The 17833-nt window shown below is 51.4% G+C and carries 20 protein-coding genes; 11 read left to right on the top strand and 9 right to left on the bottom strand.

Annotation, left to right across the window (positions count from 1 at the left end; all coding sequences use genetic code 11):
- The 5 genes from recG to TDIS_RS09570 all read left to right on the top strand — a co-directional run.
- Positions 1-2186: ATP-dependent DNA helicase RecG (gene recG, locus TDIS_RS09590; RefSeq protein WP_208595699.1), on the top strand; the 2186-nt coding region annotated here is incomplete at its 5' end.
- Positions 2186-3475 (top strand): homoserine dehydrogenase, encoded by a 1290-nt coding sequence (locus TDIS_RS09585; RefSeq protein WP_068671669.1) that lies wholly within the window; start codon positions 2186-2188, stop codon positions 3473-3475. The genes recG and TDIS_RS09585, both read left to right, overlap by 1 nt.
- Positions 3476-3490: 15 nt before the next feature.
- Complete coding sequence (locus tag TDIS_RS09580) at positions 3491-3961, top strand: chemotaxis protein CheD (RefSeq protein ID WP_068671668.1); 471 nt, start codon at positions 3491-3493, stop codon at positions 3959-3961.
- A complete protein-coding gene (locus TDIS_RS09575; protein WP_068671667.1) occupies positions 3958-4821 on the top strand; it encodes an HDOD domain-containing protein in 864 nt (287 codons plus the stop codon). The genes TDIS_RS09580 and TDIS_RS09575 overlap by 4 nt, the downstream gene beginning before the upstream one ends.
- Entirely contained in the window at positions 4818-6038 is a 1221-nt protein-coding gene (locus TDIS_RS09570) for a mechanosensitive ion channel family protein (RefSeq protein WP_068671666.1), read from the top strand. Before TDIS_RS09575 ends, TDIS_RS09570 begins: the two co-directional genes overlap by 4 nt.
- Here the strand turns inward: TDIS_RS09570 and TDIS_RS09565 are convergent.
- Positions 6016-7314, bottom strand: coding sequence for an endonuclease Q family protein (locus tag TDIS_RS09565; protein ID WP_068671665.1), 1299 nt, complete (start codon positions 7312-7314; stop codon positions 6016-6018). The two genes, TDIS_RS09570 and TDIS_RS09565, sit on opposite strands and share 23 nt — an antisense overlap.
- A gap of 49 nt (positions 7315-7363) precedes the next feature.
- Here TDIS_RS09565 and mqnC point away from each other — a divergent pair, with 49 nt between their 5' ends.
- The 4 genes from mqnC to TDIS_RS09545 are packed head-to-tail and all read left to right on the top strand — an operon-like array spanning position 7364 to position 11141.
- On the top strand, positions 7364-8431 hold the full coding sequence (gene mqnC, locus TDIS_RS09560; protein WP_068671664.1) for a cyclic dehypoxanthinyl futalosine synthase: 1068 nt from the start codon (positions 7364-7366) through the stop codon (positions 8429-8431).
- 1 nt (position 8432) lies between these two features.
- Entirely contained in the window at positions 8433-9650 is a 1218-nt protein-coding gene (locus TDIS_RS09555; protein ID WP_068671663.1) for an amidohydrolase family protein, read from the top strand.
- A complete protein-coding gene (locus TDIS_RS09550) occupies positions 9637-10443 on the top strand; it encodes a menaquinone biosynthetic enzyme MqnA/MqnD family protein (RefSeq protein WP_068671662.1) in 807 nt (268 codons plus the stop codon). The genes TDIS_RS09555 and TDIS_RS09550 overlap by 14 nt, the downstream gene beginning before the upstream one ends.
- A complete protein-coding gene (locus TDIS_RS09545; protein ID WP_068671661.1) occupies positions 10440-11141 on the top strand; it encodes a ubiquinone/menaquinone biosynthesis methyltransferase in 702 nt (233 codons plus the stop codon). Before TDIS_RS09550 ends, TDIS_RS09545 begins: the two co-directional genes overlap by 4 nt.
- Here the strand turns inward: TDIS_RS09545 and TDIS_RS09540 are convergent.
- From TDIS_RS09540 to TDIS_RS09525, 4 genes are all read right to left on the bottom strand, one after another.
- Positions 11128-12351 carry an aminotransferase class I/II-fold pyridoxal phosphate-dependent enzyme gene (locus TDIS_RS09540; protein WP_068671660.1) on the bottom strand — a complete coding sequence of 408 codons (1224 nt, stop codon included), beginning with the start codon at positions 12349-12351 and terminating at the stop codon, positions 11128-11130. The genes TDIS_RS09545 and TDIS_RS09540 overlap by 14 nt on opposite strands.
- 64 nt (positions 12352-12415) lie before the next feature.
- Entirely contained in the window at positions 12416-13375 is a 960-nt protein-coding gene (gene moaA / locus TDIS_RS09535; RefSeq protein ID WP_068671659.1) for a GTP 3',8-cyclase MoaA, read from the bottom strand.
- Positions 13369-13890: a DUF4416 family protein gene (locus tag TDIS_RS09530; protein ID WP_068671658.1), complete on the bottom strand. Its 522-nt coding sequence runs from the start codon at positions 13888-13890 to the stop codon at positions 13369-13371. Before TDIS_RS09530 ends, moaA begins: the two co-directional genes overlap by 7 nt.
- Positions 13874-14077 (bottom strand): Trm112 family protein, encoded by a 204-nt coding sequence (locus tag TDIS_RS09525; RefSeq protein WP_068671657.1) that lies wholly within the window; start codon positions 14075-14077, stop codon positions 13874-13876. Before TDIS_RS09525 ends, TDIS_RS09530 begins: the two co-directional genes overlap by 17 nt.
- A gap of 50 nt (positions 14078-14127) precedes the next feature.
- Between TDIS_RS09525 and TDIS_RS09520 the strand changes: the two genes are divergently transcribed.
- Together TDIS_RS09520 and TDIS_RS09515 are read left to right on the top strand one after the other, a co-directional pair.
- A complete protein-coding gene (locus TDIS_RS09520) occupies positions 14128-14505 on the top strand; it encodes a response regulator (RefSeq protein ID WP_084271062.1) in 378 nt (125 codons plus the stop codon).
- Positions 14492-14719 carry an HU family DNA-binding protein gene (locus TDIS_RS09515; RefSeq protein ID WP_068671655.1) on the top strand — a complete coding sequence of 76 codons (228 nt, stop codon included), beginning with the start codon at positions 14492-14494 and terminating at the stop codon, positions 14717-14719. The genes TDIS_RS09520 and TDIS_RS09515 overlap by 14 nt, the downstream gene beginning before the upstream one ends.
- On the opposite strand, the gene TDIS_RS09510 is transcribed toward TDIS_RS09515, so the two are convergent.
- Genes TDIS_RS09510 through rho form a run of 4 tightly spaced genes read right to left on the bottom strand, consistent with a single transcriptional unit; the run spans position 14709 to position 17745 of the window.
- Entirely contained in the window at positions 14709-15050 is a 342-nt protein-coding gene (locus tag TDIS_RS09510) for an Mth938-like domain-containing protein (RefSeq protein ID WP_068671654.1), read from the bottom strand. The two genes, TDIS_RS09515 and TDIS_RS09510, sit on opposite strands and share 11 nt — an antisense overlap.
- Positions 15047-16153, bottom strand: coding sequence for a peptide chain release factor 1 (gene prfA, locus TDIS_RS09505; protein ID WP_068671653.1), 1107 nt, complete (start codon positions 16151-16153; stop codon positions 15047-15049). Before prfA ends, TDIS_RS09510 begins: the two co-directional genes overlap by 4 nt.
- Before the next feature lie 3 nt (positions 16154-16156).
- Positions 16157-16384: a 50S ribosomal protein L31 gene (gene rpmE / locus TDIS_RS09500; RefSeq protein ID WP_068671652.1), complete on the bottom strand. Its 228-nt coding sequence runs from the start codon at positions 16382-16384 to the stop codon at positions 16157-16159.
- 47 nt (positions 16385-16431) lie between these two features.
- Positions 16432-17745, bottom strand: a complete 1314-nt coding sequence (rho, locus tag TDIS_RS09495) for a transcription termination factor Rho (protein WP_084271060.1) — start codon at positions 17743-17745, stop codon at positions 16432-16434.
- Between the last annotated feature and the right edge of the window lie 88 nt (positions 17746-17833).

The raw sequence follows: 17833 nt of genomic DNA, 5'->3' as shown, positions 1-17833 counted from the left end.
AGCTTTCCGAAAATTTTGAAGAGTACCAGGACCTGGAGCCCGAATTTCCTCCCTATCCCGACCTCGAAACCTACAAAAAGTGGAGAGAAGAACTTCGCACACCGGTCCAGTATCTTAAAGGTGTGGGACCGAAACTTGCCGCCAGGCTCGCAAGTCGTGATATCCACACCATAGAAGATCTTCTATACTTCCTTCCCAAAAGTTACGAAGATCGCCGACGGTTCACCCCCATCCGCGATCTCCGTCTTGGAGAAACGGCCGTGGTCAAGGGAGAAGTGATCCTCTCCGGCCCGGTGCAGTTCAAACGCCGCCGGGTCTTCGAGGCCCTGATAAGTGACGGCACGGGTATCCTGGCCCTCAAATGGTTCCACTTCCGGGAAACCCTCCTGCGGGATCTTTTCCGCCCCGGAAAAACGGTCATTGTCTCCGGACCGGTATCCCGTTTCGGAGGACGTTTCGAAATGGTCCACCCTGAAGTGGAAGATCCTGAGGATCCCAGCCTAGAGCTTCACGTAGGGCGCATCCTTCCCCTCTATCCCACCATTGAAGGTGTTTCTCCCAAAGTCATCCGAAAAATTGTGAGACGGGCCGTAGAAGAACACGCCGAAAAACTCACAAGCTTCATTCCACATGAGATCCTCAGACGTCGGAGCCTCCTTCCTCTATCCGAAGCTGTAAAAGCCCTCCATTTTCCTCCGGAAAACGCCGACCTCCAGGCCCTGGCGGGCGAGCGCAGTCTCTATCACAAGAGCCTGGCCTTTGACGAATTCTTCTTCCTGGAGCTGGCCCTAGGGCTTCGGCGTTCACAGGTCAAGCAGGCCAGCGGTATCGCTTTCAACATCGATTCCGACCTGGCCAAGGCCTTTCTCGCCAAACTCCCTTTCAAGCTGACCAGGGCCCAGGAACGAGCCCTTCAAGAGATCAAACGGGACATGTCCCGGCCGGTACCCATGAACCGACTACTTCAGGGGGACGTGGGCTGTGGAAAGACTGTGGTAGCCTTCGTGGCGGCCCTGATAGCTATTGACAACGGTTATCAAGTGGCCCTCATGGCCCCCACCGAGATCCTGGCTGAGCAGCACTACACCGGATTCCGGGAACTCTGCGGGCTGGCCGGGGTAGAGGCTACGCTGCTCACCGGAGGTCTTCCGCCCTCCCGCAAGCGAGAGATCAAACAGGCCCTGGCTCTGGGACATATTCAACTCGTAATCGGGACCCACGCCCTCTTTCAGGGGGACGTGGAATTCCAACGCCTAGGGCTAGTCATAATCGACGAACAGCATCGTTTCGGAGTTCTCCAGCGGGCGGCCTTAAGGGAGAAGGCCAAGGGGGTCTCACCCGACACCCTGGTCATGACCGCCACCCCCATCCCTCGCACCCTGGCGCTCACGCTTTACGGCGATCTCGACGTATCCATCATCGACGAACTCCCGGCCGGCCGAAAACCGGTCAAGACCGAGCTCTTTTCCGCCCATTCCCGGGGTGTGGTCTATGAAAAGGTAAGGACAGAGATCTACAAGGGACACCGGGCCTATGTAGTCCTGCCCCTGATCGAAGAGTCTGAGAAACTAGACCTCCTTTCGGCCACCGAGATGGCCGAACAGTTACAGAAGGAAGTCTTTCCAGAATACGAGGTAGGTCTCCTTCACGGGCGCATGAGCCCTGTAGAGAAGGAGCGAGTTATGCGAGCCTTCAAGCGGGGAGATATCCAAATCTTGGTCTCCACCACCGTGATCGAAGTGGGGGTGGACGTACCGGAGGCTACAGTGATGGTAATCGAACATGCTGAAAGATTTGGACTATCACAGCTCCATCAATTACGGGGGCGGGTGGGACGCAGCGAACGCCAATCCTATTGCTTTTTGGTCGCCCATGAGGTATCACCGGGAAGTGAGGCCTGGCGGAGGCTCAAAGTGCTTACCGAAACCAACGATGGTTTTCGCATTGCGGAGGAAGATCTCAAGATTAGAGGCCCCGGAGAATTCCTGGGCACCAGACAACATGGATATCTGGAGTTTCGGAGAGCGGATATGATAAGGGACTACGACATGTTACTAGCTGCCCGTGAGGAGGCCTTTCGGATCCTTGAAGAAGACCCAGCTCTCGCTAAACCCGAACACCAGCCGCTCAAACTTGTACTTTCTGAACGCTGGGCCGAGAGACTCAGGCTCTCGGAGGTGGCTTGATGCGGGAAATAAAAATAGGGCTTCTTGGATTGGGAGTAGTAGGCTCTGGGGTCTATCGTCTTCTTTCTGAAAATGGCGATTTCATGGCCCAGAAGACGGGTTCACGACTGACGATCAAGAAAATCCTGGTCAGGGATCTCGGAAAACCGCGTCCGGTTTCCGTTCCGGATGGAACACTTACCACCCGGGCGGAGGAAATCCTTGAGGACCCGGAAATCGAGATCGTCTGCGAACTCATGGGAGGTATTGAACCCGCCAAAAGTTACATCCTTTCCGCCCTTTCGGCCGGGAAACACGTGGTTACGGCCAACAAGGCCGTGTTAGCCGAATTCGGCCCGGAGGTCTTCCAAGCGGCGGAGGCCGCAGACCGAGGGTTATTTTTCGAAGCTGCTGTAGGTGGCGGTGTGCCCATCATAAAGACCCTAAGGGAGAGTCTTTCCGCCAACCGTATTCAAACCATTACCGCTATCGTAAACGGGACCTGCAACTACATTCTTACGCGTATGCAGGAAAGCGGACTCTCTTTCAAAGAGGCCTTAGTCGAAGCCCAGAAGCTCGGATTCGCCGAGGCCGATCCCACTTTGGACATTTCCGGGATGGATTCCGCACACAAACTAGCCCTCCTAGCTACACTTTCCTACGGAAGCTTCGTACCCGCTGAAAAAGTCTATGTAGAAGGCATCGAAGGCCTTGAGCCTCTGGACTTGGCCTTTGCCAAGGAGTTTGGTTTCTTGACCAAGCTTCTCGCCATAGCCAGAGAAAAAGAAGGGGAAGTCGAAGTCCGGGTGCATCCCACCCTGGTTCCAGAAGGACACATGCTTTCTTCAGTACGCCTGGCTTATAACGCCTTCTTACTTAAAGGCGATTTCGTGGGAGAGATCATGCTTTATGGTCTCGGAGCCGGAGCCGAGCCCACGGCCAGCGCCGTGGTGGCCGACCTCCTCGACGCCGCAAGACTCATCATCTCCGGAGCCAAGCCCACCTCTATCCTCTACCGGGAGACGCCTCTGGACATAAAACCTATGCCACGGATCGTCTCACGCTATTTCTTTCGATTTTCAGCGGTGGATCGTCCGGGAGTGCTTTCCAAAATCTCCGGGATTCTGGGGAAACATGGCATAAGTATCGCTTCCGTAATACAGAAAGGAAGGCAGATTGGAGGGTCGGTTCCCATCGTAATGCTCACCCATGAGGCCGAAGAGTCCGCAGTAAGAAAGGCCCTGTCAGAAATTGACAAACTGGATGTAGTAACGGCTCCCACTAAGCTCTTGCGAATTTTGGAAGATTAAGGCAAGATAACCTTGATGAGGATTTTAGTTGAAAAGGGCACTTTCAAATTTACGGATTCCCTTACTGAGATCCTTTACACTCCAAATCTCGGAGCTTGCGTAGCCATAGGGGTTGTCGATCCCGAAGCTAAACTCGCGGGTCTACTACATTATATTCTTCCCGAAGCCCGTGGGCTGGCCACCCCGGAAGGCTTTACGGCTTTTTTTGCCGAGGAAGGTCTTCCAGCGTTTTTTAAGGAGTTCAAAAATCGCGGCGGGGATCTTAACAAAGCCAAAATTGTGGTGGCTGGAGGAGGACGTTTCAGAAAAACTCCCAAATGGCTTGATATCGGAACCAAAAACGTAGGGGCTGCCCGTTATTTCTTCAAACGTTTAGGCATTTTTCCCTTAGCTGAAAAGGTGGGCGATCCCTTTCCAAGAAGAATAGAAGTCTCCTTAAAAGAAGGACTTAAAGTCTACACCTTTGACAAGGTGGAGTCCTGGTGAGCGGTCAGGGGGCCTCAGCCATTCTAGATCAGATTTTTGAAAAGTTGGATCACATCCCCAACTTCCCTGAGACCGCCCAGAAGGCTTTACGTCTCCTCCAGCAAGAAGACGTAGATTTTCGGGAACTGGAAAAGATCGTACGACACGACGCTGCCATAACGGCCAATTTCCTAAAACTGGTGAACTCAGCAGCCTTCGGTCTCCCTCGCAAGGTAAACACCCTTATCCAGGCCTTTTCCCTCCTAGGTATTAACCAGATAAGGTTCATTTTGATTGCCTCCTGTACCGGAAAATACCTAAATCGGCCCCTTAAAGGGTATGGGCTTACCCCCCACGAGGTCTGGATCCACTCACTTTCTTGTGGGCTCATGGCCGAAGCCCTGGCCCGTAGAGCCGGCCTGTCTCGACCGGAAAATCTTTTTACTGCGGCCCTCCTTCACGACATAGGCAAAATAGCCCTGGATCTTTTTGTGGAAGGAGAGCTAGAAAATATTAGGGACATCATCAAAAAAAATCCCGATCTCACCTTTATGCAGGCGGAATGGATGGTTCTGGGAGCAGATCATGCCATTGTGGGTGCGGAACTTCTCCGCCGTTGGGAGTTTCCTAAAGAAGTTTATTTCGCGGTTCGAGCCCATCACGATGAAAGCTTGATGCTTCAAACCAGAACGGCGGCCCTTACGGCCCTCGCCAACACGCTTACGAATCTTATGGGTTTCGGAGCCGGAACAGATGTCTTTGCCTACGAGATCCCGGACAATTTGCTTTCGGCAGCCGGTGTGGCCGAAACGGATCTCTTCCCTTCTATTGTGGAGGCCTTTGAAAAGACCGAAGCCCTGAAGGCCGCTCTCTTCTCATGAGCTTTAAAGATTTGCCTCACGAAGCCATTATCTCTGGGAAAATCCTCCTTCTTTTCCTCCTAGCCTATATAACCTTTTGGCTTACCCGCCGACTCCTGTTGACCATCATCCATCAATTCGCTGAGAGATCTCACACAGACATAGACGACCTTCTGGTGAAACACGGGGTATTTTCGGCCCTGGCCTACCTGGTTCCGCTATCGGTTCTTTATTACGGAAGCCAGCTCGTCCCAGAGATCTCCAGTTTCCTGATCAAACTCTCGGAAGTCATACTAGCTCCGGTAGCAGCCCTCATCGTAAATCGTGGCCTATCCGTGCTTCTGGAAATATATAATCGCTTACCCTTTGCCAAACGGCATCCCATCCGGGGCTACATTCAAATCCTTAAGTTTTTGATCTGGTTTTCCGCCGGAGTCATCGCCGTCTGCACCATCCTGGATCGCTCTCCTTGGGGCATACTCTCCGGTCTTGGAGCCCTGAGTGCCATCCTCATCCTGGTTTTCCGCAACACCATCCTCTCCTTTGTGGCCAGCCTACAGATCATCGCCCAAGATCTCATCCGCATCGGAGATTGGATCGAAGCCCCCCAGTTCGGGGCCGACGGCGAAGTTATCGAAATGACCCTTTATAACGTTCTAGTCCAGAACTGGGACAAGACCATCGTGAGCATCCCCACTTACCGTCTCATGGATGAATCCTTCAAGAACTGGCGGGGCATGGAGAAAACCGGCGGCCGACGCATAAAACGCCATCTCCTGATCGATCAGAGTTCGGTCAAATTTTGCGATGAAAGAATGCTTGAAAAATTCAAAAAAATCCACCTCTTGAAGGGCTACTTAGATCGCAAGCTAAAGGAGATAGAAGACTACAATCGCAAGATGGGCATTGATACTGCGGCTTCTCCCTTAAATGGCCGAAGGCTCACCAACCTGGGAACCTTTCGGATCTATATAGAGGAATATCTTCGGGCCCATCCTATGATTCGCAGGGACATGACCCTCATGGTTCGACACCTCCAGCCCACTGCCGAAGGGTTACCTCTTGAGATCTATTGCTTCGTGGCCGATACCCGGTGGGTGCCCTACGAAAAAGTCCAGGCCGATATTTTCGACCATATCATCGCCGCGGCCCCGGAATTCGAGCTCCGGATCTTTCAGAAACCAACCGGCTTCGACATCAAGGAAGCCCTCGATTTCAAAACAGGCTCTGTTGCTTAGGTCCGGTTTCGGTCTCGGAAGGCTCCTCTTTCCCAAAGATGGAAACGACGCCATAGACCCCGTCGTAGCCCGGCCGAATATAAAGTCGTCCCTCCCGCACCCTCCTTATGCCCTCTAGAATCCTCTCAGGCACAAATTCGGAAAGTTCGGAGAGATCCTTCTCAAGCAGAATGGCAAACTCGCTTCCTCCAAGTTCGATAAGCTGGCGGTAGGTCTTCTTAACCCGTTTGCTCTGCGGACCGACCTCCAGGGCCTCGGCAATGATCTCCTCAAGGGGCACCAGGTGCACCGAAAGGGGCTTCCCCTCAGGCCGGAAACCTTCTGGACGGTCAGCCAGGGCCTCTACCCGATGCATCACCCCTACGGTAAGGCTCTGCCCGCAAACCGGGCATTTGCCACCGTGGGCCCGGGTCTCTTTAGGGGAAAAGAGCACTCCGCAGGCCCGATGACCGTCAAAGTGGTACTTGCCCTCCTCGGGATAGAACTCCACGGTAAAAGCCAAATCTCCGGTCTTAATGGCCTCCGCAAGTGCCGGATAGCTCATGGGGAACCAGAAGGCATTGGCCTCTCGGCCGAGTTTGGACGGAGAATGGGCGTCGGAGTTGGATATCAGAGTAAACCGATCCAAGGCCGAAACCCGCCAGTTCATTTCTGGATCCGAGGAAAGTCCAGTCTCCAGGGCGTAGATATGTTCGGCTTCTTCTTCGAAACACTCCTCCACGGAATCGAATCCGGAAAAGGCTCCGAAGACCGAGTACCAAGGCGTCCAGGCATGAGCCGGGATGATGAGAATATCAGGCGAGATCTCCCGAAGGAGTTTCACCAGATTTTTGGCCGAAAAACCGAATGTGGGGCGGCCGTCGGCGGAAAGATTCCCCAGGCGCGAAAGGGCCAGATTGATCTCCCGCACCACTTCCAAGGAAGGAGCCAGGATCAGAATATGGATGCGGCGGTTGGTTTTACCGTTGGCGGAAAAGATGTTTGAAATCTCGGCCGAGAGTACGAAGCGAGGTCCGTCAGGGTCCTCCCGAAAAACATAGAGGCCCTCTTCGGGGGCAGGCTCAAGAAGCTCGCAGAGTTCACGGAAATATTCGGGATGGGTAAAGTCTCCGGTACCGATAAGGGAAAGACCTTTCTCCTTACCCACCCGCGCGAGAGCCGGAATGCCCATCTCGCGGCTGGTAGCCCGACTGAAACGGCTATGCACATGGAGATCCGCAAGATAGAATTTTCCAAACCACTCCTCAGGCGGCCACTCGTTAGTTTTGGCTACCATATCTTCCTCCTATTTGACGGGCCAGAGACCGACTGGTAATTGTAATACCATGAGCCAGGCCCCAAAACCAGAACTGATAGACAAAGTCCTTTCCGGGGAAAGGCTCCACAAAGAAGAAGCCCTGGAGCTTTTCTCCGCGGATTTCTTTCTTCTTGGAGAGCTAGCACGTGAGGTTAGGAGGCGTCTACATCCCGAACCTATCGTGACCTATATCGTTGACCGCAACATTAATTATACCAACATCTGTGTTTCAGGGTGCAAATTTTGCGCTTACTACCGAAGTCCAGAAGAAGCGGGAGGATATGTCCTCTCCTTTGAGGAATTGGCTCGCAAGATCGAGGAGACCCTAGCCCTAGGGGGCTACCAAATCCTCCTTCAGGGAGGGCTTAACCCGGAGCTACCTTTCTCCTTCTACGAAGAAATGCTCTCTTTCATAAAAGAACGCTTTCCGGAAATTCACGTCCACGCCTTTTCGCCCCCTGAAATAGTTTATTTTTCAAAGATTTCAGGGCTTTCAATTGAAGAGACTTTAAAGCGGCTCATAGCTGCTGGGCTGGACTCCATACCGGGAGGGGGGGCTGAGATTCTGGTAGATCGGGTAAGGAACAGGATCTCTCCCAATAAATGTTCGGCCGAAGAATGGCTTAAGGTCATGCGGATCGCGCATAACCTCGGTCTCAAAACTACGGCCACCATGATGTTCGGACATATTGAAACTTTAGAAGAAAGAGTAGAGCATCTTCTAAAAATCCGTGAGCTTCAGGACGAAACCGGGGGCTTTACGGCCTTCATTCCTTGGCCCTTTCAGCCTGGCAACACCCAACTATCCGTCCCTAAGGCTACCCCGGTAGAGTATCTCAAGACCCTTGCCGTCTCTCGGATCGTGCTCGACAATGTACCCAATATTCAGGCCTCCTGGGTAACCCAGGGGCCCAAGGTGGCCCAAGTAGCCCTGGAATTCGGGGCCAACGACTTCGGAAGCACCATGATCGAAGAGAACGTGGTGGCCGCTACGGGCGTTTCTCACCGACTTTCTGAAGATGAAATACAGCGTTTGATTCGGGACGCTGGCTACGAACCTCGACGTCGTCGAATGGACTATTCCTTAGTGGCATGAGATGGAAGCATTCCCTATCTCATTAACACCACATCTTTTCCGGGCCCGGTATGTGCTTCCCATGAAGGCCTCGCCCATTGAAGACGGGGCCGTACTGGTTCGGGGAGGACGTATCGTAGAAGTAGGGCCCTATCGCCTCCTCAAAAAGACCTTCTCTGGAAAGACTGTAGATCTTTCGGATTTGATTCTCCTTCCGGTGCTATTCAATCTCCACACCCATCTTGAACTCTCGGTTCTCCGATTCCGGCTCACACCCTCAGGATCATTTATCTCCTGGGTCAAGGCCCTTATTCGCAAAAGGGCCGAGTTTTCGATAGAGGAAACCCAGAAGGCCGCTACTCAGGCCCTTAAAGAACTTTGGAGAGAAGGAATAGGGATTGTTGGAGATATTGGCAATACCGGACTTACCCTCCCTCTTTTACGAGAGAGTCCTTTCATAGGGATCTATTTCAGGGAGATCATCGACTTTCGGGGAAAAAATGAACTCAAGAACTTCCTTAAAGGCTCTTTCCCAAACGGGCGCTTCCTTTATTCTCTTTCCCCCCACACTCCCTACACCGTCTCTCCCCTTCTCATTCAGGCTATCAAGAGTTGGACCCGTAGAGCCGGACTGCCCCTCTCCATTCATGTAGCCGAATCACCGGAAGAAATACTTTTTCTAAAGGATGGCAGCGGTCCTATCCGGTTTCTCCTTGAGGAACGGGGGCAGTGGCATGCGGGCTTCAGAGCCCCGGGGCTCTCTCCGGTAGCCTATCTCGAACGCCTGGGAGTCTTGGATGAGAAGACCATCTGTGTACATGTGGTCCAGATAAGCGACCAGGACATCGAAACCCTCTCCCGGCACCGGGTGCGTCCCTGTCTCTGTCCCCGAAGCAATATCTTCCTCGGGGTAGGGCTTCCCCCGCTTCCCAAACTTCTTCGGGCGGGTCTCAAACCGTGTCTCGGCACAGACAGTCTGGCTAGCAACGATCGGCTCTCCATTTTTGCCGAAATGGAGGCTCTCTACCACGCTTATCCTGAAGTTTCCCCCGAAATTTTCTTCCTCATGGCTACTCTCTGGGGGGCTGAGGCCTTGGGGAGAAGTGATCTGGGAGGTCTTTTTCCCGGCGCGCGTGCCGAAATGTTGGCCTTAAGATCGCCTGCTACGGGCAAAGACCTATACCGTAGTCTCCTTGAAAATCCTAAAAAGATCGAGGTCCGCCTCTATGTCGATCTTTAAACTGGGATTGGTAGCCTATTTTAACACCGCTCCCTTACGCTATGGGCTTGCGGAAAATCTCCCATCGGAGATAGAAATCTCTTACGCCCCCCCGGCCGAACTCAACCGATTGATAGCCCAAGGGCAAATCGAAGCCGGACTCATCTCCTCCCTGGCCTATGCTAAGTATCACGAAGAATTGCTTCTTCTGCCGGATCTTTCCATAAGTGCTACTGGACGGGTGGGAAGCGTGCTTTTTTTCTTTCGGGGGAGGCTTTCAGAATTGTCGGGGAAACCGGTGGCCTTCACGCCAGAAAGTGAGACCTCGGTGGCCCTCCTGAAACTCCTCCTGGAAGACTTTTATGGCGTAAGACCCCTCTATCGCGTGGGCCGGCCTGAGGAGACTGATTTCGGATATTTGGCCATTGGAGATGAAGCCTTGATCCTGAGAAAAACTCCCCCTTTTCCCAACGTCCTCGATCTGGGTGGCATATGGACCGAGAAAACCGGACTGCCTTTCGTGTTTGCGGTCTTGGCTATAAGAAAAGAATCCCTTCAAGCTTTTGGGGACACTGTGAGGCTTCTAGCCCGAAATCTATATCTCTCTCGGGCCAAAGGGCTCTCACATTTGGATAAACTCATTGAAAAAGAGCGACCGGAAGAACTGAGTTATCCCGAAGCCTTAACTTACCTTTCGGGATTAGAGTACGATCTTTCAGGTCTAAAACAGGAGGCTCTTCAGGTCTTCTTCAGGCACCTTGCTAGACGGGGAGAAATTTCTAAGATTCGAAGACTTTCCTTTGTGGAACTATGATGGAAGATAAAAAACGCTTCGTAAAGGAAAAGTTTTCTAGGGTCACTAGGGGCTATGATCTGGTCAACCGCTTAGGGAGTTTCGGACAAGATGCCTTCTGGCGCAAACGCTCCGCCAGCGAACTGGCTGATTTCCCGGGGCCCCTTCTTGATCTCTGTGCCGGCACCCTAGCTCTCTCGTTAGAGCTTGTACGACAAAATCCCAGGCCGGTAGTAGCCTTGGATATTACCTCTGAAATGCTGCACTATGGTCTTTATCGCTTCCGCAAAAACCCCAATCTTTCTCTTATCAAAGCGGTCTGTGGGGATGCCGAAGAACTGCCCTTCTCCAAAAATACTTTCTACGGACTTACCATCGCCTTCGGACTACGCAATCTCGCCCGCCCGAAAAAGGGCCTCTTTGAGATGTATAGAGTCCTTAAGCCCGGAGGGAAGGCCGTGATTCTAGAATTCTCACGGCCGAGGAATCCTTTTTTTGCTCCCCTTTATCGCCTTTATCTCCGCTACGGTATGCCCCTATTAGGAGGACTTGTTACCGGAGATCGGGAAGCTTATCTCTATCTGGCCCGGTCCATTTATCAGTTCCCAGAACCCAAGATAGTCATGGCCTGGATGGAAGAGGCCGGTTTCACTGGAATTAGGGCTTATCCCCTGACCTTGGGAGTAGTTACTATCTACACAGGCCTTAAGCCCCGTTGAAACCGTATTTTCGGAAGAACTTCTCCGCGAACTCCGCTAGGCGCGTATAGGCCTTGAAAAGGACCTCTTCTGGCGGCAAGAAGACCACCCTAAAATGGGCCGTACCCGGAACCTGGCCGAAACCACTTCCGTGAACCACCACCACTCCGGTCTCAAGAATCAACTCACGCACGAACTCCCGGTCAGATACTCCCGGAACTTCTATGCGAGGAAAGGCGTAAAAGGCCCCTTCCGGTCTGACACAGGAGATGCCGGGAATCTCATTCAACATCTTGTAGGTAAGGTCCCGGCGACGGCGAAGTTTTTCCAAGACCTGAGGAAGGTGGTCGTGATCCCCGTCCAAGGCTACCGGAATAGCGTATTGTTTGGGATGACTAGTGGAAAGCCTGGCTCGAGCGAGCTTGTGAATGGCCTCGATGTAGTCTTCTACGACCTCCTTCGGTCCCGAAACAATGCCCCAGCCGATGCGAAAACCCGGGGCCAGATAACACTTGGAAAGACCGTTAAAAGTCACCACCGGGACATCCGGAGCCAAGGCCGCAATGGAATAGTGTTTCTGGCCATCGAAAACCAATTTGTCATAGATCTCATCCGAAAGGATCACCAAATGGTGGCGCCGGGCGATCTCCACAATGGCCTCGAGAATCTCCCGTGAAAAGACAGCCCCGGTGGGATTGTTGGGATTTATGAGCACGATGGCCCTAGTATTCTCGTTTATCTTGGCCTCTATCTCCTCAGGGTCCGGCTGCCAACCGTCTTCTTCCTTGAGATAGTAAGGATTGGGTTGAGCCTCGAGCTTGGCCAAAATAGCGGTATAAAGAGGATAACCAGGATAAGGTACTAAGACGTTCTCGCCGGCGTTTACCAAAGCGGTAAGGGCAAAATCTATAGCCTCGCTGGCCCCGGTGGTAACAAAAATATCTACCGGCTCAAACCCGTGACGTCGAGCCTCGTTACGGATGGCCTCAATGGCCTCGTCAACCCCGGACGAAGCAGAATAACCCGTAAGGTTTTCGCACATGGCCCGATAAGTAGCCTCGATAAGGGGACGCGGAGTCTCAAAATCGTACTGAATGGGGTCACCAATATTTAAAAACAAGAGCTCCCGTCCGCGTCTGGCCGCCTCCTGCGCGGTAAGGACAATATCTCTTACCGCATATTCTATCTTTTCCGTTCTTCGAGCCGGTTTTACCGAAGGAAATCCCGCCATTTTTACAAGACCGAACCCCGAAATATTAGGCCTTGATATTGCCTCTTTTGAAGCCGTTTGTCAATTAGCCCCCTATGCTTCGCATAAGTCTTCTCGGCAGGTGGCCTTCAAGACGAGAAGCCGGTTTCTCCTTTACGCTTTCAACTAGAATCTTCTTCAAAACTTCGCGTCCTTGAGAGAGATAAGGCTTTAGATCAAATTCTCGATCGGAAAAAAGACAAAATCGAAGCTTCCCTTCCGGAGTAAGACGCAGGCGATTGCAGCGAGCACAGAAATGTTCACTCATAGCCGCAATAAACCCTACCGCCCCTTTAGCCCCGGCGAAACGGAAACTCTTGGCCGGACCTCCGCCCTCCGACACTGTGGGATAAAGAGACCCTACACTTTCAACTCTCTTACGAATCTCAAAAAGAGGCATCCACCGCTCTTCGTTCCAACCCGCACCCTCTCCCACCGGCATAAATTCTATGAATCTTACATGTACGGGTTTTTCAAAAGTAAGCTTGGCCATCTCCTCAATTTCGTCTTCATTGAATCCTCTGAGAACTACCATGTTTATTTTTACCGGAGAGAGGCCAACTGACAGAGCAGCGTCAATACCGGCAAGGACTTTCGAAAGGCCGTCCAAACCCGTAAGCTCCCTAAAACGCTCTGGACGCAGGGTATCAAGGCTCACATTTACCCGTTTCAAACCCGCGGCTTTGAGCTCTGAGGCCAGCTCCTTAAGCCTCAGGCCGTTAGTGGTAAGACTTAAGTCCTTTAGACCGGGTATAGCGGCAAGCCTCCTTATCAGTTCGGGGAGTCCCTTCCTTATAAGGGGCTCTCCACCGGTAAGTCGTACTCTTTCTACCCCCAACTCTACAGCCGCCGAGACCACCTCATAGATCTCTTCATAGGAAAGAATGTCCTCTGGAGGAAGCCACTCAAAGGCTTTTTGACTGCAATAAAGACACCGGAGGTTACAACGATCCGTTACCGAAACCCGAAGGTATCTGATCTGCCGACCGTAAGCATCCTTCAGCATCTTAAGAGCTTTTTATAATCCTCTCGGGCCTTGTTGAAAAGGGCAATAGTTTCAGGAGCCGCATAGTCGGGATAGGTCCAGGGGAGAGGTTTAAAGGATCCCCCTCGAAAGATAAGGGTCACCTCCGCAAAGACTCCACGGCCGAGATAGATACGATGGGCAAAGTCCTTAAAAGTGGAAAGCACGAGCCGAGAAAGGAGCAAATACCCGGGATCAAGATTCACAAGTCGTCTTTCATTCTCCATGAAGGACCTTTCCACTTCATAGGCCCAGTGTTTAACCTCTATTAAATCCTCCTGAGGTCTCAGGCCGAAGAAAAAAAAGGCCCTAACAAGGGGTTTACCAAATTCCGGGGTATAATAATCGGTAAAATCAAAGGCTAACCATGGGGAAGTCCACTGCACTGGCCCGAGAAATTTTGCAAGCTTTTCAACGGCTGAGAGGATGATTTCCTTTTTCCGCCCAAAGGCGCTCACAAAAAAAAGGGCCGGGATGGGTTCAGTCGGACGGCTCATCCCGGGCTACCTCCGAATACTTCTTAGCCTCTTCGATAAGCATTACCGGAATCCCATCTCGAATTTCATAAAAAAGATCGCAGCGTTCACAGGCAAGCCCCAGAGGGTTCTTTACCGGTTTGATCTCCCCTTTGCACCGGGGACAGGCCAGAAGTTCCAACCATTCCTGCGCTATGGGAAAGTCCATGAATTTTTCTCCTTGCTACTTTTGTTTTTACCTATTAGATTACTCTGAACATGGAAGCTGCCAAGATTCTATTGATAGAGGACGAAGAATTTATAAAGATTGCCCTGATAGAGTTTTTACGTCTTTCCTTCCCTGAGGTTAAAGTCTACGCTGCCGAAACGTTAACAGAGGCACGTAAGCTATGGTCTCAAAATCAATTTGATATCATCATCTCGGATTGTATCCTTCCAGATGGATTGGCTTGTGATTTTTTGGAAGAAATAGACTTCAAAGGACCGATCATCATCATTACCGGGATCGTGGATAAAGACAAATTAGAAAAAGCGGCTCACTTGATAAAAGGGCCCCTATACATTTTGAGGAAACCCGTTTCTTTAGAAAAACTTGCCAGAATTCTTCTTCCATATATTACTCGTGAAACTCCTTGAGCTCAGCCGAAGACTTGCCCAAAAAACTAATCTTTCTAGACGCCAAAGTCATATCTTTCTCAAGATCCTGTTGAAAGAACTAATCGCTGGTCTAAGGGAAAAAAGACGTCTTACCCTGCGGAATTTCGGAAGCCTTGAAATCCGAAAGACCTCTCAGGGATGGCGTATCATCTTCCGAGCTTCGCAAAGAATTCTTGAAAAGCTCAACAAGTAAGATGAAAAGCCGCGGCTACGTCTCGACCTTCTTCGAAAAGTTTATTGAATCGGTGTACAGCCTTATTTGTAGGATAGGCCTCAAAGGCTATACCCAGCTCCTCAGCCTTCTCAACCGTCCGAGGGTCCACCCGCATCACTCCCGAAGCCCCGGTGCCCACTACTAAGATCTCAGGCCTTGCAACCCAGATATCTTCTAAATCTTCCGGTTGAAGAAGATGTCCCTCCTTACGCCACCAGTCTGGATACACCCTTCCCTTGATGATCTTAAGATCTCGCCGGTAAGTCTTACCAAGAACCACTATTTCTCCGAAGCGATAACTTTCGATCATGCCGCCTTTTTGAGAAGAGCCTCTTCTTCCTGTTTCAAGGCTTCGGTGCGGAAATGGGTAATTAGGGCGTCAATAATCTCGTCCAAATCGCCGTCCAAGATTTCTTCTAAACGATAAAGGGTAAGGCCTATGCGATGATCCGTGACGCGGTTCTGTGGAAAATTGTAAGTCCGTATACGTTCGCTCCGGTCGCCAGTGCCCACCTGGCTCCGGCGCTCGGCCTGGATCTTTTCTTGTTGCTCCCGTAGGGCTTTTTCGTAAAGCCGGGCCCGTAGGATCTTCATGGCCGTAGCCCGATTCTGATGCTGACTGCGCTCGTTGGCACAGTAAACTGTAATTCCAGTGGGAAGATGTGTGATGCGTACGGCACTCTCCGTACGGTTTACGTGTTGGCCACCGTGCCCTGAGGCCCGCATGGTTTCAATCTTGAGTTCATCGGGTTTTATATCTATCTCTACCTCGTCGGCTTCGGGCAGAACCGCCACCGTCACCGTAGAGGTATGGATACGGCCCCCACTTTCCGTGACCGGGATACGCTGAACCCGATGAACCCCACTTTCATACTTTAGACGACTATAAGCCCCAAGGCCATCAATCCGGGCAATAACTTCTTTAAAACCTCCCAACCCCGTCTCATTGGCTGAAAGCACCTCTATTTTCCAGCCCTGTCTTTCCGCATAGCGGGCATACATTCGTAGGAGATCAGCAGCAAAAAGAGCAGCTTCTTCTCCACCGGCACCAGCCCTGATCTCGAGGATAACACTCTTTTCGTCGTTGGGATCCTTGGGTAGAAGGAGAAGGGGCAACTCCTTCTCAAGGGCCTCCACCCGTTCTGAGAGACGCTTTATTTCCTCTTTAGCGAGCTCGCGGATCTCCTCATCCCCGTCTTCAAGAAGTTCCTTGTTTTCGGCAATCTCCTTCAAAGCCTTTTTGTATTCCTGGTAGGCCTCTACGATCCTTTCGAGCTCGGCGTGTTCTCGCGCCAGCCGCGCATACTTCTCCCTATCGGAGACCAACTCCGGATCCGAAAGTTTCTCAGAAAGCTCCGCAAACCGCCTTTCTACTTCCGCTAGTTTAGTAAGATATAATTCCGAAAGGGCCATATCTTAGGATTGCTTCTCCTGCTTTTCGTAGTATTCGGCATACTTTTTCATGAATTTTTCTACACGCCCTTCGGTATCCACAAACCTCTGCTCCCCGGTAAAGAAAGGATGACACTTGGAACAAACCTCAACCCGAATCTCCGGCCGAGTAGCTCCCACCTTGAGCTCGTTCCCGCAGGCGCACCTTACTACCGCCTCCGGATAATACTCCGGATGGATACCCTTCTTCATAATCTCCCTCCCTTACCAATATTCACCAAATTGATACTATAACCCATTTATTGATTCATGGAAGCCAGGAACTCGGCGTTATTTTTGGTATCCTTCATCTTATCCAGCAAGAACTCCATACAGTCCACAGGATTGAGTGGCGAGAGAACCTTCCGCAGTAACCAGACCCTATGAAGAATTTCCGGAGGTAGAAGTAACTCCTCCTTCCGGGTTCCGCTATGATGGATATCAATAGCCGGCCAGATCCGACGGTCCGCAAGTCGGCGATCCAGATGGATCTCTAGGTTGCCGGTCCCCTTGAACTCCTCAAAAATAACCTCATCCATTCGACTTCCGGTATCGATGAGACAGGTGGCGATAATGGTAAGACTTCCACCTTCCTCGATATTACGGGCAGCCCCAAAAAACCTCTTGGGCTTGTGAAGGGCATTGGCGTCGATACCGCCTGAAAGGAGTTTACCGCTCGGTGGAACTACGGTGTTATATGCCCGTGCCAGGCGGGTAAGACTATCAAGCAAAATAACCACGTCGTAGCCATGTTCCACCAGGCGCTTGGCCCGTTCGACCACGATTTCGGCTACCTGAGTATGTCTCTGCGGAGGTTCATCAAAGGTGGAACTAATGACTTCTGCCGCCGGCACATTCCTTTCCATGTCTGTAACTTCTTCCGGTCGCTCGTCAATAAGTAGGATAATGAGGTAGATATCTGGATAGTTTTTGGCAATGCCATTGGCAATATTCTGAAGCAACATCGTCTTTCCGGTCCGCGGAGGGGCCACAATTAGCCCACGTTGGCCTTTTCCAATAGGTGTAAAGAGATCTATGATGCGGGTTGAAAAGTTGTCCGGGACAGTCTCTAGCCTAAGCCACTCGTCAGGATAAATGGGAGTCAAATTATCAAAAGGAATCCTTGTTCTGGCCCGCTCCGGAGACTGAAAATTGATTTTTTCCACTTTAAGAAGGGCAAAATATTTCTCGCCCTCCTTAGGAGGACGAATGTAACCCGTAATAGTATCCCCAGTCTTGAGCCCGAAACGACGAATCTGAGAAGGGGAAACGTAAATATCCTCCGGGCCTGGTAAATAGCTGTAATCCGGGAACCTCAAAAAGCCAAAACCCTCTGGAAGGACCTCGAGCACCCCTTCGCCTTTCACCTCACCGCCTTTCTCAAGATGAGTCTTTACAATAGAGGAAATGATCTCCTGTTTTCGCATGGAAGAGGCGTTCTCTAGGCCATAACTTTCAGCTACGGTTACCAATTCCGAAAGGGACTTGCGCCTCAGATCTGAAATGTCAATGATTTCCACTTCTTCTTTGGATTCTTCGATCACTTCTTCGTTTAAAAGAGTCTCCTCAGCCATAAAATTCTCCTTGGTAAAATTGAAGTTTTAAACTCTGAACCCCTTTTGGGTGGGCCAAAGAATTCGGGGAAGACCCGAATGGTACTTT

This window comes from Thermosulfurimonas dismutans, assembly GCF_001652585.1.
Classification (GTDB): domain Bacteria; phylum Desulfobacterota; class Thermodesulfobacteria; order Thermodesulfobacteriales; family Thermodesulfobacteriaceae; genus Thermosulfurimonas; species Thermosulfurimonas dismutans.
This window is presented reverse-complemented; position numbering and strand designations above follow the sequence as displayed.